15 protein-coding genes are annotated in these 14,889 nt (G+C 61.0%); 14 read left to right on the top strand and 1 reads right to left on the bottom strand.

The features are described 5' to 3' along the window. Position 1 precedes the first annotated feature (1 nt). The 9 genes from ACPVPU_RS12280 (at position 2) to ACPVPU_RS12320 (ending at position 10,539) form a co-directional block, all read left to right on the top strand. On the top strand, positions 2-3,232 hold the full coding sequence (locus tag ACPVPU_RS12280; RefSeq protein WP_448658238.1) for an efflux RND transporter permease subunit: 3,231 nt from the start codon (positions 2-4) through the stop codon (positions 3,230-3,232). A 38-nt stretch (positions 3,233-3,270) separates the two neighbouring features. Beyond that, on the top strand, positions 3,271-3,711 hold the full coding sequence (locus ACPVPU_RS12285; protein ID WP_448658239.1) for a hypothetical protein: 441 nt from the start codon (positions 3,271-3,273) through the stop codon (positions 3,709-3,711). Between the two features lie 1,346 nt (positions 3,712-5,057). Next, the gene (locus ACPVPU_RS12290; protein ID WP_448658240.1) at positions 5,058-5,336 is read left to right on the top strand and encodes a hypothetical protein; all 279 of its coding nucleotides are present in this window, start codon (positions 5,058-5,060) and stop codon (positions 5,334-5,336) included. Continuing rightward, the gene (locus ACPVPU_RS12295; protein WP_448658241.1) at positions 5,336-5,773 is read left to right on the top strand and encodes a Spy/CpxP family protein refolding chaperone; all 438 of its coding nucleotides are present in this window, start codon (positions 5,336-5,338) and stop codon (positions 5,771-5,773) included. The genes ACPVPU_RS12290 and ACPVPU_RS12295 overlap by 1 nt, the downstream gene beginning before the upstream one ends. Continuing rightward, entirely contained in the window at positions 5,770-6,354 is a 585-nt protein-coding gene (locus ACPVPU_RS12300) for an RNA polymerase sigma factor (RefSeq protein WP_448658242.1), read from the top strand. Before ACPVPU_RS12295 ends, ACPVPU_RS12300 begins: the two co-directional genes overlap by 4 nt. Before the next feature lie 32 nt (positions 6,355-6,386). Continuing rightward, positions 6,387-8,120, top strand: a complete 1,734-nt coding sequence (locus tag ACPVPU_RS12305) for a copper resistance system multicopper oxidase (RefSeq protein ID WP_448658243.1) — start codon at positions 6,387-6,389, stop codon at positions 8,118-8,120. Continuing rightward, positions 8,117-9,196 (top strand): copper resistance protein B, encoded by a 1,080-nt coding sequence (locus ACPVPU_RS12310; RefSeq protein ID WP_448658244.1) that lies wholly within the window; start codon positions 8,117-8,119, stop codon positions 9,194-9,196. The genes ACPVPU_RS12305 and ACPVPU_RS12310 overlap by 4 nt, the downstream gene beginning before the upstream one ends. Positions 9,197-9,218: 22 nt before the next feature. After that, complete coding sequence (gene copC / locus ACPVPU_RS12315) at positions 9,219-9,608, top strand: copper homeostasis periplasmic binding protein CopC (protein WP_448658246.1); 390 nt, start codon at positions 9,219-9,221, stop codon at positions 9,606-9,608. Between the two features lie 7 nt (positions 9,609-9,615). Beyond that, entirely contained in the window at positions 9,616-10,539 is a 924-nt protein-coding gene (locus tag ACPVPU_RS12320; RefSeq protein WP_448658247.1) for a CopD family protein, read from the top strand. Between the two features lie 45 nt (positions 10,540-10,584). Here ACPVPU_RS12320 and ACPVPU_RS12325 read toward each other — a convergent pair whose 3' ends face one another. Further along, positions 10,585-10,971, bottom strand: a complete 387-nt coding sequence (locus tag ACPVPU_RS12325; protein ID WP_448658248.1) for a MerR family transcriptional regulator — start codon at positions 10,969-10,971, stop codon at positions 10,585-10,587. A 74-nt stretch (positions 10,972-11,045) separates the two neighbouring features. Between ACPVPU_RS12325 and ACPVPU_RS12330 the strand changes: the two genes are divergently transcribed. The 5 genes from ACPVPU_RS12330 (at position 11,046) to ACPVPU_RS12350 (ending at position 14,872) form a co-directional block, all read left to right on the top strand. Further along, positions 11,046-11,795 carry a MauE/DoxX family redox-associated membrane protein gene (locus tag ACPVPU_RS12330; protein WP_448658249.1) on the top strand — a complete coding sequence of 250 codons (750 nt, stop codon included), beginning with the start codon at positions 11,046-11,048 and terminating at the stop codon, positions 11,793-11,795. A 36-nt stretch (positions 11,796-11,831) separates the two neighbouring features. Continuing rightward, on the top strand, positions 11,832-12,524 hold the full coding sequence (locus tag ACPVPU_RS12335; RefSeq protein ID WP_448658250.1) for an RNA polymerase sigma factor: 693 nt from the start codon (positions 11,832-11,834) through the stop codon (positions 12,522-12,524). Between the two features lie 78 nt (positions 12,525-12,602). Beyond that, positions 12,603-13,361 carry a helix-turn-helix transcriptional regulator gene (locus ACPVPU_RS12340; protein ID WP_448660509.1) on the top strand — a complete coding sequence of 253 codons (759 nt, stop codon included), beginning with the start codon at positions 12,603-12,605 and terminating at the stop codon, positions 13,359-13,361. 91 nt (positions 13,362-13,452) lie between these two features. Then, positions 13,453-13,959, top strand: coding sequence for a hypothetical protein (locus ACPVPU_RS12345; RefSeq protein WP_448658251.1), 507 nt, complete (start codon positions 13,453-13,455; stop codon positions 13,957-13,959). After that, positions 13,946-14,872: a LysR substrate-binding domain-containing protein gene (locus ACPVPU_RS12350; RefSeq protein WP_448658252.1), complete on the top strand. Its 927-nt coding sequence runs from the start codon at positions 13,946-13,948 to the stop codon at positions 14,870-14,872. The genes ACPVPU_RS12345 and ACPVPU_RS12350 overlap by 14 nt, the downstream gene beginning before the upstream one ends. The last annotated feature ends 17 nt before the right edge of the window (positions 14,873-14,889 follow it).

Genomic DNA, 14,889 nt, shown 5'->3' on the forward strand with positions numbered 1-14,889 from the left:
CATGATCGCCCGGATCGTCACCTTCTCGGTCGAACGGCGCTGGCTTGTCCTGCTGTTCACCGCCATTGCTGCCATCGTCGGCGTGCTTGCACTTCAGCGCCTGCCGATCGACGCGGTGCCCGATATCACCAACAACCAAGTGCAGATCAACATGGTCGCGCCGGCACTGTCGCCCGACCAGATCGAAAAACAGGTCGCCTTCACCATCGAGACCGCGCTGGCTGGCACCCCCGGCCTTGAATACACCCGCTCGCTCAGCCGCAATGGCTTTGCCCAGGTGACCGCCGTGTTTGACGAGGGCACCGACATCTATTTCGCCAGAACGCAGGTCGCCGAACGCCTAAGGATGGCCGAGGAGGATTTGCCCGAGGGCGTGAACCCGGAAATGGGGCCGATCGCCACCGGGCTTGGCGACATCTTCATGTGGACGGTCGAGTATCGCGAGCTCGACAGCGTCAACCACAAGAGCGGCGAACCGGGCCTGCAACCCGATGGCAGCTATATCACGCCAGAGGGCGACCACCTGGTCAGCGCCGCCGACCGCGCGACTTATCTGCGGACGGTTCAGGACTGGATCGTCTCGCCGCAGCTCAAGGGCACCGCGGGGCTGGCGGGGATCGACTCGCTTGGCGGCTATGCCAAGGAATATCTGGTCATCCCCGACGTGCAGCGCATGGCGGCGATGCGGATCACGCTCAACGATCTTGCCCAGGCATTGGAGCGCAACAACACCAGTGCTGGTGCCGGGGTCGTTAACCGCAATGGCGAGGGTCTGTCGGTCCGCGCCGATGGCCGCGTCCGCAATGTCGATGAGTTGGCCCGCACCGTCATCGCCACGCGCGAGGGTGTGCCGATCGTCCTCAGCCAAGTGGCGAGCGTTCAGGCGGGTCAGGGCCAGCGCATGGGGTCGGCCTCCGAAAACGGCCGGGAGGTCGTGATCGGCACGGCGGTGATGCGGATCGGCGAAAACAGCCGCACCGTATCGACGGGCGTGGCCGATCGGCTCGACCAGATCGGACCATCGCTGCCGGTCGATGTCGTGGTCAAGCCGGTGCTTAACCGCACCGATCTCGTCAACGCGACCATCAGCACCGTTGCCATCAATCTGGCGGAGGGGGCGCTTCTGGTCATCGCCGTGCTGTTTGCTCTGCTCGGTAATTTCCGCGCCGCGCTGATCGCGGCGATGGTGATCCCCGTCACCATGCTGCTCACCAGCGTCGGCATGCTGCAGGCGGGCGTCTCCGCCAATCTGATGAGCCTGGGAGCGCTCGACTTCGGCCTGATCGTCGATGGCGCCGTCATCATCGTAGAGAATGCGCTGCGGCGGCTGGGTAAGGCGCAGCACGGTCGCGAGGATGTGCTGCCGCTGAAAGACCGGCTGGCCATCGTCGCGGCCTCGGCACGCGAGATGATCCGGCCTTCGGTCTATGGCCAGGCGATCATCATCCTCGTCTATGCGCCGCTGCTCACCTTCACCGGGGTGGAGGGCAAGATGTTCGAGCCGATGGCGCTTACCGTCATCATCGCGCTCGTGTTCGCCTTTGTCCTGTCGGTCACCTTCGTCCCTGCGGCGATCGCCATCTGGCTGTCCGGCCGGATCGAGGAAAAGGAAGGCTGGATCGTCTCGTGGCTGCGCCGCCGATACGAGCCCGGCCTCGACACCGCCATGCGGCGTCCGAGCACCACCATCGGCGTCGCTGTCGGTGCGCTGGCGCTGTCGGGCTTCGCGTTCACGACGCTGGGCCAGGAGTTCCTGCCGCAGCTCGACGAAGGCAATGTCATGGTCCAGGCGATCCGCATCCCCGGCATCTCGGTCGACCAAGCACAGGCGATGCATTTCCAGGTGGAAAAGGCGATCAGCAAGGAGCCGGAAGTCGCCTTCGCCTTTTCGCGGACCGGCACTTCTGAGATCGCATCCGACCCGATGCCGCCTAATGTCACCGACACTTTCGTCATCATGAAGCCGCGCAACCAGTGGCCCGATCCGGGGCTGGCCAAGGCCGAGTTCGTCGAACGGCTGGAGCGGCGGCTGGCAACCCTGCCCGGCAATAATTACGAGATCACCCAGCCGATCCAGATGCGCTTCAACGAGCTGATTGCAGGGGTGCGCGGCGATGTTGCGGTCAAGATATTCGGGGACGACTTCGCCCAGATGAATGCGACGGCCGAGGCCATTGCCGTCTTGCTGCGCCGGACCGAGGGTGCAACCGACATCCGGGTCGAGCAGACCGAGGGCTTGCCGATGCTCGACATCCGCCCCAACCGCACGGCCATGTCGCGCGTGGGGCTGACCGCAGGCGATGTTCAGGACACGGTCGCGGCGGCCATCGGCGGGCGCGAAGCGGGCATGATCTTCGAGGGCGACCGCCGATTTCCTGTGGTTATCCGTCTGCCCGAGGCCGCCCGATCGGACTTGACCAGCATTGCACAGGTGCCGGTGCCGACACCCGATGGGGGATTCGTACCGCTATCCACCGTCGCCGATGTTGCCGTGATCGACGGTCCCAACCAGATCAGCCGCGAGAACGGCAAGCGCCGCGTCGTCGTTCAGGCCAATGTCCGTGGGCGCGATGTCGCCAGCGTGGTCGCGGAGGCTCAGGCGGCGGTCACGTCCTCGGTCGATCTGCCGCCGGGAGCGTATCTAGAATGGGGCGGTCAGTTCGAGAATCTGGCCTCGGCCAAGGATCGCCTGATGGTCGTGGTGCCGATCTGCTTCGCCGTGATCATGCTGCTGCTCTACGGGGCACTCGGCTCAGTGCGCGATGCGCTGATCGTGTTCACCGGCGTTCCACTGGCGCTGGTCGGCGGTATTCTCGCCCTGGTGCTCCGCGATATGCCCTTTTCGATCTCGGCTGCGGTCGGCTTCATCGCGCTGTCGGGCGTTGCGGTCCTCAACGGGCTGGTGATGCTGTCAGCGATCCAGGACCTGATGCGGCGCGGTCTCGACCGGGCAGCGGCAGCCCGTGAGGGTGCGCTCGCGCGATTGCGTCCGGTGGCGATGACGGCGCTGGTTGCCTCGCTGGGCTTTGTGCCTATGGCGCTAGGGCATGGCGCGGGTGCCGAGGTGCAAAAGCCGTTGGCGACGGTGGTGATCGGCGGGCTGATGTCGGCAACGCTGCTGACGCTGTTCGTGCTGCCGACGCTCTATGCACTGTTCGGCCAAAGGAGGCGCGAAACGGATCCTTCGAGCGGAGCGGAGGGTGTAGCGCAAGCACAGCCGCGTGCTGTGTGAACGAAACACAAGCGCAAGAAAGAACGGGAAAGGCAGAAATGCGTGTGGAACTGAACTGTTGGCTTTCCCAATCGCCGGAGTGGGTTTGGGATCGTGTGCAGAAATCCGAGACGCTCGATTATGTCGCCGCGCCCTGGGTTCGCTTCAAGCCTAAGACAGGGCGGTTCCCGGAACGCTGGATAACTGGCAAGCACGAGGCGTCGCTTTGGCTGTTGGGCGTCCTGCCACTTGGTCCGCAGACGATCGGGATTGAATATCCCGATGATGCAGGCCCGATGGTCCTGAGGGACAATGGCCATGGATCGATGGCGAAGCGATGGGATCACTGGATTTTCGTCACCGCAGACGGTGACGGCACGCGATATACCGATCGAGTGGATGTATCGGCTGGTCCGCTGACCCCAACCGTCGCTCTGTTTGCTAGGCTATTTTATGCCCATCGGCAAAGACGCTGGAGGAGCTTGGCGGGATCACGTTAACCCGTTGCTTTTCAATCGTTTTATTGGATGTGTACTCAGCGCGCACACACTCGGATAAATGGCAGATGCTGGAGTTACAGCACGCAGATAAATACCGTAATTGTGACCGTTTGCTGATATCTCATTAAACAGGATTCGAACCATGCTACCGCCACTCGCCGTCGCACCTCCGACCACCAGCCTGCGGGCTTTTGAAGTAGCGTAGAGGGTGCGATATTAGGGTAGACAAAGGCGGATGTCGGCAAGATTTGGTGCCGAACGCTAGATAAACGTGACGAATATGAGTTGCCGTTCACGTTACGCTAGCGCCGCTATATCGCGTCAGCTATCGCCGCCTACCGATGGGCGACGCCAGCAACCGATAGGATGAGCTTCAAGGAGCCGAGACTTAGGTTATTTGGCACGGGACTTTTGGCGTTTGTTCACGCTCCCCGAAATCCTCAGGGAATGTGCCATTCGTATGGGACCGCCAGCGCGGTTTGCGAAACGGGGGTGAGCCAAGGCCGGTTGAATCACGGCGCAAAAGAAAGGGTGCCCGGTCTGTTGACCGGACACCCTCCATGTACTGGCTATTAGCTGTTACGGGCAGCAGTCCATTGCTTTCTCGCAGCATGCGAGCACGAGAGCGCAACAACTTGTGGCAAGCTTGGCCACCTGTTCCGGTTCGGCAGCGTAGGCAGCCGAACTGAAGCCAAGCAGCCCAACTGCGATAATGAGGTATTTCTTCATCTTATATCTCCGTTGAATGATTGAAAGTCGTGATCAATCTACCAATCGAGGTGGAGGCGGATCCGGCCCGCCTAATCCCAAAACGAGGAAAGACCCGGAGAGCGGAAAATGCAGCTTGCTCGATAAGCTGGGTTCGCTGAAATTCGGCGAGCGCAAGTCCAGAACTGATTGGCACATCGTTCCGCAAAACGAACGGCATGAGTCAACAACGTCCGTGCGGCAGTCCTCACACTCACTCGACGATGGCGGTGCCTCCATCTCCATCTGCATTGGAGCACAACTGACCGTAGCGTAGCTCGCCTGCGACGGCAGCAGCGCGATCATTGCAAAGGCGAGAAGGCGAAAGAGGCGGTAGAGCATGCTCATCAGATTACCTGCGTATTCGGGCAATCCCAAGCGATAGTTACTGGGAGCACGTTGAGATACACAGAGGAGCGGCAGGCGCTCGATTGTCGATCAAGTCCGAACAGATCGACAGGGCAAGGCGAGAAACCATCTGCACTCACCGGTGCGCACGGTGGAACACACCGCAATCCAACCGCTGCAGTCGTACCCATTTTTGGTGAGGGTTGGAGGCGTCGCTTGCGTATACATTAGGTGCAATGCGGAGATTGCCTGTGTCCGATATCGATTCAACCCTGCGACGACTCGCCAGCCTGCCCGTTCCTGTAGGCCTCGACCTGATTGACGATGCGGTTATCGCCGGGTTTGCAGCACAGCGCCGCGAAGCGTCGTTCGGCAGGCGCGCGACCGGCTTGGCCGGAGCTTTCGCGTTGTTGCTGGGGCTGACCTCCGGCGGGGTTGTAACAGGGCTGCCAGCACAGGCACAAGAGATCGCTCCGTTCGCCTCCGACAATCCGCTCGCTCCGTCAAGCCTGTTGGATATTCATCCGTGATGAGGCGTGCGTGGTTGGCTTTGGTAGTTTTGGTCACCTTCGTTGCCGCGTTTGCGGGAACCTGGCTAGGTCAGCAGTTGCTCAATAATGGCAGGCAAAGCGAAACTGAGCTGCATGCATTTCTGCACGGCGATCTCGACCTCGACGCTGCGCAGAAGGCGAAGATCGAGGCAATCGAGCAGCGTTTCGCGACGCGCCGCAAAGCGCTGGAGCTCGACATGAAGGCAGCCAATGCGCATCTGGCCAAAGCAATGGAGGCCGAGCACGGCTATGGCCGCGAAGTCACCGCCGCTGTTGATCATACCCACCACGTCATGGGCGAGATGCAGAAGGAAACGCTCGAACACCTCTTCGAAATGCGCTCCGTTTTGAGGCCCGATCAGGCCGCGGCATTTGACCGGGCCGTGACCAAGGCTCTCGCCCCCGATACGAAGTGAGCTTACCGCTTGCCGATGGGAGCGATGCCGAAGTGGTGGCACTCGCGCTCATTGGACACCAGGATGCCTACCGGGAGCTGCTGACCCGCTACCGCGAGACGATCTACCGCTTCATCCGCGCTTCGACCGGTGACGCGCAGGAAGCGCTCGACCTCACGCAGGACACCTTCATTTCCGCCTTCTCGGCACTGGATCGCTACGATCGTTCACGGCCGCTTCTGACGTGGCTCAGGCGTATTGCGCTGAACAAATGCCGCGACTGGGGGCGCAGGCGCCGACTACGCGCGATGCTGTGGCGCACAGCGCCGATCGATGCGGCCCATGAGGTGCCCGACGATGCTATCGCGCCAGATGTGCAGGCGGCCGACCGCACCGAGCTCGTGCGGGTCAATGCAGCAATAGCGCGGTTACCGGCGCGCTTGCGCGAAACCCTGATCCTGCGCACCATCGAGGGCCTTGGGCAGGCCGAGACAGCCGAAGCGCTTGGCATCAGTGAAAAGGCGGTCGAAACCCGGCTTTATCGGGCGCGCAGCAAGCTCAGCGTCCTACTGACAAGCGAAGGCGGCTTGAAGAAATTCTAAGGGCTGCGCCGTGCCTATGCGTAAAGCTTGGTATGGACCATCTGATACTCTCACGCCGGCACCTGCTTGCAGGGCTGGGGACCGCTTCAGCTTTCGCCGCTATGCCTGCCTGGGCGCAAGGTCACTCGATTCACCGCATGCGCGGCGGCACGCCGATCCGTGTAGGCTTCGATCAGGTGTCGGGCGCGGTGATCGACCTTGCCGTTGGACATGGCCCGCGCGTGGTGCAGGGCAGGAAAGGGCATGGGATCGCGGTCAACGGCAGCGTGCCGGGACCGCTCATCCGCCTGAAGCAAGGTCAGGACGTGCGCCTTAACGTCACCAACACGCTTGATACTGATACCTCGATCCACTGGCATGGGCTGCTCCTACCATTCCACATGGACGGTGTGCCGGGCATCAGTTTTCCGGGGATCAAGCCGGGGCAGACCTTCACCTATGAATTCCCGATCCGGCAGGCGGGCACATACTGGTATCATAGCCATTCCGGGCTTCAGGAGCAGCAGGGGCATTACGGCCCGCTTATCATCGACCCGGCAGGTAAAGAGCCTGCCGCCTATGATCGCGACTACATCCTTCTTCTGAGCGAATTCACCCCGCTCGATCCGCATTTCATCATGGATCGCCTTCGCAAGGGCGAGGGCTATTTCAACTTTCAGCAGACTAGCTGGGCCGATGATTACCCACTGACCGCCGCCGACCGCAGGATGTGGGCTGAGATGCGGATGCCGACGACCGATATCGCCGATGTGACGGGTTCCACCTACACATACCTCGCCAATGGACGCGGGCCGAAGGAAGGGTTGGAGTACCTTTTCAAGCCCGGCGAACGGGTGCGGCTTCGCGTCATTAACGGCGCGGCGCAAAGCTTCTTCAACCTTCGCATACCCGGCCTTGCCATGACGGTGATCGCGGCGGACGGCCAGAACGTTAAGCCGGTCGAAGTCGATGAGCTTCAGATCGGCACCGCCGAAATTTATGATGTGATCGTCACCCCGCGTGAGGCGGACGCCTATACCATTATCGCCGAGAGCATGGACCGCTCCGGCATGGCGCTCGCAACGCTGGCGAGCCGCCCCGGCGCGCGCGCGGCCATCCCTCCGCCACGAAAGCCGCCGCTGCTCGACATGGGTGACATGGGAATGAACCATGGCGATGGCGGGCACGGTTCTCACGGCGGCGGCGGCCATTCGATGGACGGCATGAAGATGCGCGACACGCTGCTGTTGCCGCCCGACGTGAAGGTAGGGCCTGGGATCGACATGGTCTCCATGGCTCCGGTGGATAAGATGGGCGATCCCGGTCTCGGCCTGCGCGATGTCGAACATCGTGTGCTCAATTATCGCATGTTGTCAGCCTTGGAGCCGAATGCCGACACGCGTGAGCCCTCGCGCCTGCTGGAGCTGCATCTCACTGGCAATATGGAACGCTACATGTGGTCATTCGACGGGCGGATGTACTCGGCCGTGAGCGATGTGCCGATCCGCTTTGCCTGGAACGAGCGGGTGCGAGTGAAGCTCGTCAATAACACCATGATGGCGCACCCCATCCACCTTCACGGGATGTTCTTCGAGCTCGTCAATGGCGAAGATGCCGCCCACCAGCCCCGCAAGAATGTTGTAATCGTCCAGCCTGGAGCGAGCGCACAGTTCGACCTGACCGCCAATGAACTGGGCGACTGGGCGTTTCACTGCCACCTGCTTTATCACATGCATGGCGGGATGATGCAGACCGTCACGGTCATGGGACCGGAGAGCAGGCAATGAAAGGCGCCCTCGCGGTCGTCCTGCTGCTGAGCGCCGCGCCGGCACTGGCGCAGCATCAGGGTCATGATTTGCCCAAGCCGGCCCCGGCAGAGGCCAAGGCTGACCCCCATACCGGTCACGATATGAGCGATCAGCCAGCCCCCGAGCCAAGCGACCCGCATGCTGGTCACGACATGGGCGGACAGGCCGCCGCCGATGCTGCTGATCCTCACGCAGGCCATGACATTGGCGCTCCTACCGACAACCAGGCCGAGCCGATGGGCGCCATGGACCACAGCACTATGGACCATAGCGCGGGCACGGATGCACCAACCGCCTCACCCGGCCCGGACATGGAAACCCCTCCGCCCCCGGAGGCCGGGAGTGGGCCGCCTCGCGCCGCCGATGCGATCTGGGGCGCTGACGCGATGGCTGCCTCGCGCAAAGACCTGCGCAGGACGCACGGGGACTTTCCGGTGTTCTGGCTCCAAGGAGACCGACTGGAGACTCAGGTGCGCCGCGGCGAGGACGCATATTTGTGGGACATCCAAGGTTACTACGGCGGCCCGACCGAACGGCTCTGGTTCAAGAGCGAGGGCGAAGGCGAATGGGGCTCCTCGCCTGACGATGCCGAAGTTCAAGCGCTCTTCTCGAGAGCTTTCAAGCCATTCTGGGATTTTCAAGCAGGCATTCGTCAGGATGTTGCCGGGCCGGCAACCACCCATGCCGTGATCGGCGTGCAGGGCCTGGCACCCTACATGTTCGAGGTCGATGCTGCGCTGTTCCTGTCGCACCGCGGCGATCTGACCGCGCGGATCGAGGCCGAGGTCGATCAGCGCATCACCCAGCGCCTGATCCTTCAGCCGCGGATCGAGGCCAACCTGTCGGCGCAGGACATTCCCCTGCTCGGCATTGGCGCAGGGCTTGACCAAATCGAGGTCGGCGCGCGGCTGCGGTATGAGATCCGGCGCGAATTTGCTCCCTATATCGGTATCGAGCAGTCCTGGCGGACCGGCCAAAGTGCCGACTTCGCGCGAGCACGCGGTGAAGACCCCTCCGCTACCAGCTTCATCGCCGGCATCCGTTTCTGGTTCTGATCAACACAAAGGATAAACTTACATGAAGATCGCATCACTAATTACCGCCCTCGCAATTGCTGCATCCCCGCTCGCTTTGCCCGCTACCGCGCTGGCGCATACCAAGGTGGTTGCCTCGACCCCGGCTGAGGGCGCGACTGTCGCGAGCGCGCGCATCGTCTCATTGACCTTCAGCGAGGCCCTGCTGCCGGCCACTGCTGCAGCCAGCATCGTCATGACTGCGATGCCGGGCATGGCAAACCACGGCGAGATGGCGATCCGCAACTTCAAGACCGCATGGTCGAATGACAACAAGACCATGACACTCAATCTGGCAAAGCCGCTGCCCAAGGGCACCTATGAGGTTCGCTGGCAGGCAGCCGGGGCCGATGGTCATCGCATGAAAGGAACCATCACGTTCACTATCGGCTGAGCAGGTCGTGGAGGACGTGGTCGAGCCGGTCCTGCGGTGTGCGCATTATACTCTTCTGCTGGGCCTGTTCGGGTGGTCGGCCTTCTGGTTGCTTGGCCTGCGAAGCGTCGACTGGCTAAGAGTTGGCCGCGCGCTAGGCTTTGCCGTTCTGGCGGCACTTGTCGCACCGGTGGTATCAGCGGCGCTAATGCTGATGTCGATCGCTGCGATGATGGGCGTGCCGGTCGTCGATCTCGACCGGCCAATGGTGGAAGCAATGATCTTCGGCACCGACATCGGGTTTGCCTTCATTGTCCGCACAGGGCTGCTCGTTGCTGGGCTGGTCGCTATTCTCGCGCTCGGGCGCTGCCGGGCAGCGCGGATATTTGCAGCAGGCTTTTACGGAAGCGCCCTTGTGACTCTAGGCTGGAGTGGTCATGCTGCTGTCACCGAAGGCGGACTGGGGCTCTTGCATCGCCTTAATAACGGCATCCATCTGATCAGCGCGGGCCTATGGCTTGGAGCAATCGGTTGGTTCCTGGTTCTGACATCCCGATGTTATAAGGGTCCTGACGAAACCAAGGCGCATGCGGTGCTCAAGGCCATGCACGCCTTTGCACCGATGGGGATCTCACTGGTTGCGCTTGTTGCGGTTACCGGGACAGTCAACTCTCATCTGATCTTCGGTTTACCGAACGTTGCGGCGACCCTTTCAACGCCATACGGCATCCTGCTGGCGATCAAACTCGCCCTGGTGGCAGCTATGGTAGCCGTTGGAGCGCATCATGCGCGCGTTAGCAGGGGCGCTGCAACAGCCGAGAGGCATGGGAATGCCTATCCCGCTCAAGCCTTGGGTGCGTTGCTGCGCACCCTTCTTGCCGAATTCCTGCTGGGGCTTTTGGTTATTGGCTTGGTCGCGGTCTTCGGATCGATGTCGCCTACGATGATGTAAGCGGCCTTCGATCAAGATGGGGAGCGTTCGTCAGGGATCCGACGCTTAGGTAGCGCCGGTCGGATTGAAGGCGGCGATGATGGGACACGGCCCGAAGTGTTCGGCCGCACATGCATCTGCCAGACGGACGAGGGCGCCGCGCATGGTCTGCAAGGTCGCGATCTTTTCATCAAGCGCAGCGATTCGACTGTTTGCAAGCGCCTGCGCCGCCGGGCGGTCTGCCATGTCCAGCGCCAGCAAGGTCGCTATCTCTTCGAGCGTGAAGCCTGCCGTCTGCGCGGCGCGAATTGACCGCAAGCGATCAAGGTCATCGATCCCGTAACGCCGCGACCCTTGTCCGCGCGGCGGCTCGATCAGGAGCCCGCGCCGCTGGTAATAACGGATTGTCTCAACGTTCACGCCGCCCGCGCGAGCGAGTTCGCCAATTTTCATAAAGGCACTTGATCCCGTATCATGGTACGGAGTTTATAGCGGCTGCATTGCACGCGAATCAAAGGAAATCGCCAATGCCCCAATCTGCCAAGACAGCCGTGCTTCATCGCATGGTCATGCCCGGCCATACCTGCCCATACGGTCTGAAATCGAGGCACCTCCTGACGTCGCGCGGTTACCGGGTGGAGGACCACCATCTGACGACGCGGGAAGAGACCGATGCTTTCAAAGCCGAACATGGCGTCACTACAACGCCGCAGACCTTCATTGATGGGCAGCGGATCGGCGGCCACGATGACCTCCGTCGCTTCTTCTGCCTCAAGGTCGCCGATCCCACTGCGACCACCTATCGCCCGGTTATGGCATTGTTCGCTATGACTGCATTGATGGCCGTGGCGGTTGGTATTGCCGCCGACGGCAACGCCATCAGTGTCCGCGTGGCCGAGTGGTTCATCGCTTTTTCGATGTGTGTCCTCGCGCTGCTCAAGCTGCAGGATGTCGAGAAGTTCGCGACAATGTTCCTCAATTATGACCTGCTGGCGCAGCGCTGGGTTCCCTATGCGCGCATCTACCCCTTCGCTGAGGGTCTTGCCGGCGTCCTGATGGTGGCAGGCGTGCTGCATTGGGTCTCGATCCCGGTAGCACTGTTCATTGGCACGATCGGCGCGGTTTCCGTGTTCAAGGCAGTCTACATCGACCGGCGCGAGCTCAAATGCGCATGCGTCGGGGGATCGAGCAACGTTCCGCTCGGTTTCGTGTCGCTGACCGAAAACCTCATGATGATCGCGATGGCGCTTTGGATGGCAGCGAAGATGATTGTCTGACGATCACAAAGAGGAAGATTTCGCAGAAGATGTGCTGTGGCGGCCATCTACCCGGTCGCAGTCGGGCTCGAGGCATTTCTGCTCGCCGATTGCGGCTGTTGGGCGAAGTCCAACATCCGTGTCGATGGTCAGATTTTTGTGCGGTCGGAGAAAATGATACCAATCCCCTGCCATTCGACGTCATCGCTCGGTGATGACCTGTACCCGTTATCTGGAGAGGAAGGGGCGACATTCCCGCCAATCGGGCTTGCAGAACTTCATCGCATTCATCGCAGACGATTACTTCGTTTCTTTGCGCGCCACGGGGCGCGGCAGGACGCTACCGATCTCGTCCAAGAAAGTTTCGTCCGACTCGTCGGCGCACAAGCAAAACGTGGAGCCGCGATCGAACGATCAGAAGCCTATCTCAGCACGATTGCCTCCAACCTGCTGCGGGACATGGCCAAGGTCGCGCTCTGCCGATCAATGGCCAAGCATACTCCGGCCGACGAAGTCCCGCTCGTCGGTCACGATCCCATCGCTTTGCTCGAGGCGCGCGATCACCTCGAACGGCTTCAGGCATCGCTGGCTCGCTTGTCACCGAAGACTAGGTCGATCTTTCTTGCCCATCGTCGCGACGGAGTGACTTACAAGGATATCGCCAACCAGACCGGCCTGAGTGTAAAAGCGGTCGAGCGGCATATGTCGAAAGCCATCGCCCACATTGGCCGCGCGCTGAGGTACGGCTGATGCGCAGCCGAGAGTCGGTTTGCATGACCAGACAGGCGCTGCAACTGAGGAACAACGCATTATCGTGTGAGATTGTCTATGATCAACGCTTTAGACACAGTACAGTTGCGAGACTTTGAGGAAGTCCACACGGCATGTGAAGCGGCTAAGAGTAGCGCGCAACTATCTGAAGTGATCGCTAGGGCAATCCAGCAATTTGGATTTCGTTGGTTTGCCCTCGTTGACGATGGCGACCTGTACAAGGACCGGCCGGGCTACATGATGTTGACCAACTATCCGTCATCTTGGGTAGAGGAGGTCATCAGCGCACGACTATATAGGGATGATCCGGTTCATGCCGCCAGCATCCGAAGCCCCACCGGCCTGTGCTGGGAACACATTCCCAAGGTGATCGCCCCTACGCGGGCGCAGCTGTCGGTTCTTGAGCGCGGCCGAGCTCACGGTCTAACCACGGGCTACACGGTACCCTTTCGCATTCCTGGGGAGCGCGGAGCTTTCTTCAGCATCGCTCGCTCAAAAGATCGGCCCTTTACCTACTCCGAAGCGATTGCTGCACAACTGATCGGCAGGATAGCTTTTGAGACGGGACGCGCGCTGGTCAAAGGCTGCGCGGTCAAAGCTCATGGCGCCCCCCTCACTCCGCGCCAGATTGACTGTCTTCGGCTGATTGCGGCCGGAAAGACCGAGTGGGAAATGGGTAAAATTCTCAGCCTGAGCCCTAGCACGATCCATGAATACGTCGAGGCCGCCCGTCGGCGTTATGGCGTGAAGACCCGAAGTCAGCTCGTGCTTGCTGCCGCTCGGGACGGTTATGTGAGCCTTAATTATCTGACTTGATCAGAACACCCCTCTGTTCAGCGGGATTGTCGAAGATCGACTTGCGCCTTTCAATGTCCGAGCATTGTGAACCGGAACTCGAGGTGCGCATATGGTCGGCCAGGACCAGTTTATCGAGGATGTCTATGCGCGCGAGGTGGTCATGGCCCGCGTCGGGCACCTCATCCGGAGAAAGCAACAGGAAATCGAACGTATCACGCGCATGCTACGTGCGTCCGCTTCGTTCGAGGGCGTAGCGGCTCCGGTCTCCGGCAAAATCCTGAAGATCCTGCTTATTGGACCCTATGCTCGGCGCACCTGGTACGAGGACAAAGCGTCGCTCTATTTTTCGGACTACGAGTTCTGGGTAATCGTCAATCATACGCTCTATGCTGACGAAACGCGGTGGTGTCGTGCGAAAGCGATTATCGCTCGTGAATTGGGAAACCGCTGCGCGGTGTCTCTGTCTGTGTTTTCCAAGGCGGACATCAAGTCTGCCCGAGCCAGCAAAGATCATTTCATTCTGGACCGGCTCGAAGCGGGCATCGTGCTGTTCAAGGCCTCGCGCGACGCGCCGCTGCCGCGATTCAAGATTAGCGAGCGGGATGATGTCGTTTGACATCCGCCAACTGCGCTATGCAATCGCCGCCGCCGATCACGGCAGCTTCTATCGAGCGGCGCGCATGCTTGATGTCGAGCAATCGACGTTCAGTCGGTCTATTCTGAAGCTGGAGCGCTCGATCGGAATGCCGATCTTTGCGCGCTCGCGCGCCGGCGTAACGACGACGCCGGCCGGAATTGCTTTCATTCGCGGCGCGAAACCAATGGTGGCGACGGCAGACAAGCTGGTGGCGATGATGCGGGCAGCGGGTCAAGGCCGCGCGGGCGGACTCGTGCTAGGGCATAACAGTTCGGTATCCGCCGGCAATCTACGGGCAACGATGATGAGTTGGTGCGACGTACATCCCGACGTCGAAGTGGGATGCGTAGAAGCTGACCGCAGCATCCTTCTCGCCGCCCTTGATACAGGTGAGATCGACATTGCGATCCTCATGGGTCCCGCCAGCCATAACGGGTTCCGCTGTGAGCCGCTTTGGAGTGAGCGGATGTTAGCCGCGCTGCCACTGTCGCATCCGCTCGCGGAGCGGGACGTGGTCCACTGGACGGATCTTCGCGGCGAGCGGTTTCTGCTTCCGGCCGCTGATCCCGGTCCGGAGATACGAGATATATTGCTAGGCCGTTTGGCGGCTTCGAGCGGAAAGCTCGACATCAGAATGCTCCAGGCAAGCCGCGAGACGGTGCTCAGCATTCTCGGTGGAAGCTCTGGCATCAGCATCGTATGCGAAGGCTCCACCGGCGCGCGCTATCCTGATGTCGTCTATCGAGCGATACACGGCGAACAGGGGCCGGCCTTAACGGGTCATTCCGGTTGCTGGCGCTCTGAAAACGACAATCCGGCGCTGCGGCGTTTCCTTGAATTCATCAAAGCGCGCTACGCGCTCTCTTTTGATTTCACGCAGACATTTCAGTAAACTAGACTGCCGGTTCG

The sequence above is a fragment of the Sphingomonas paludis genome, assembly GCF_053502515.1.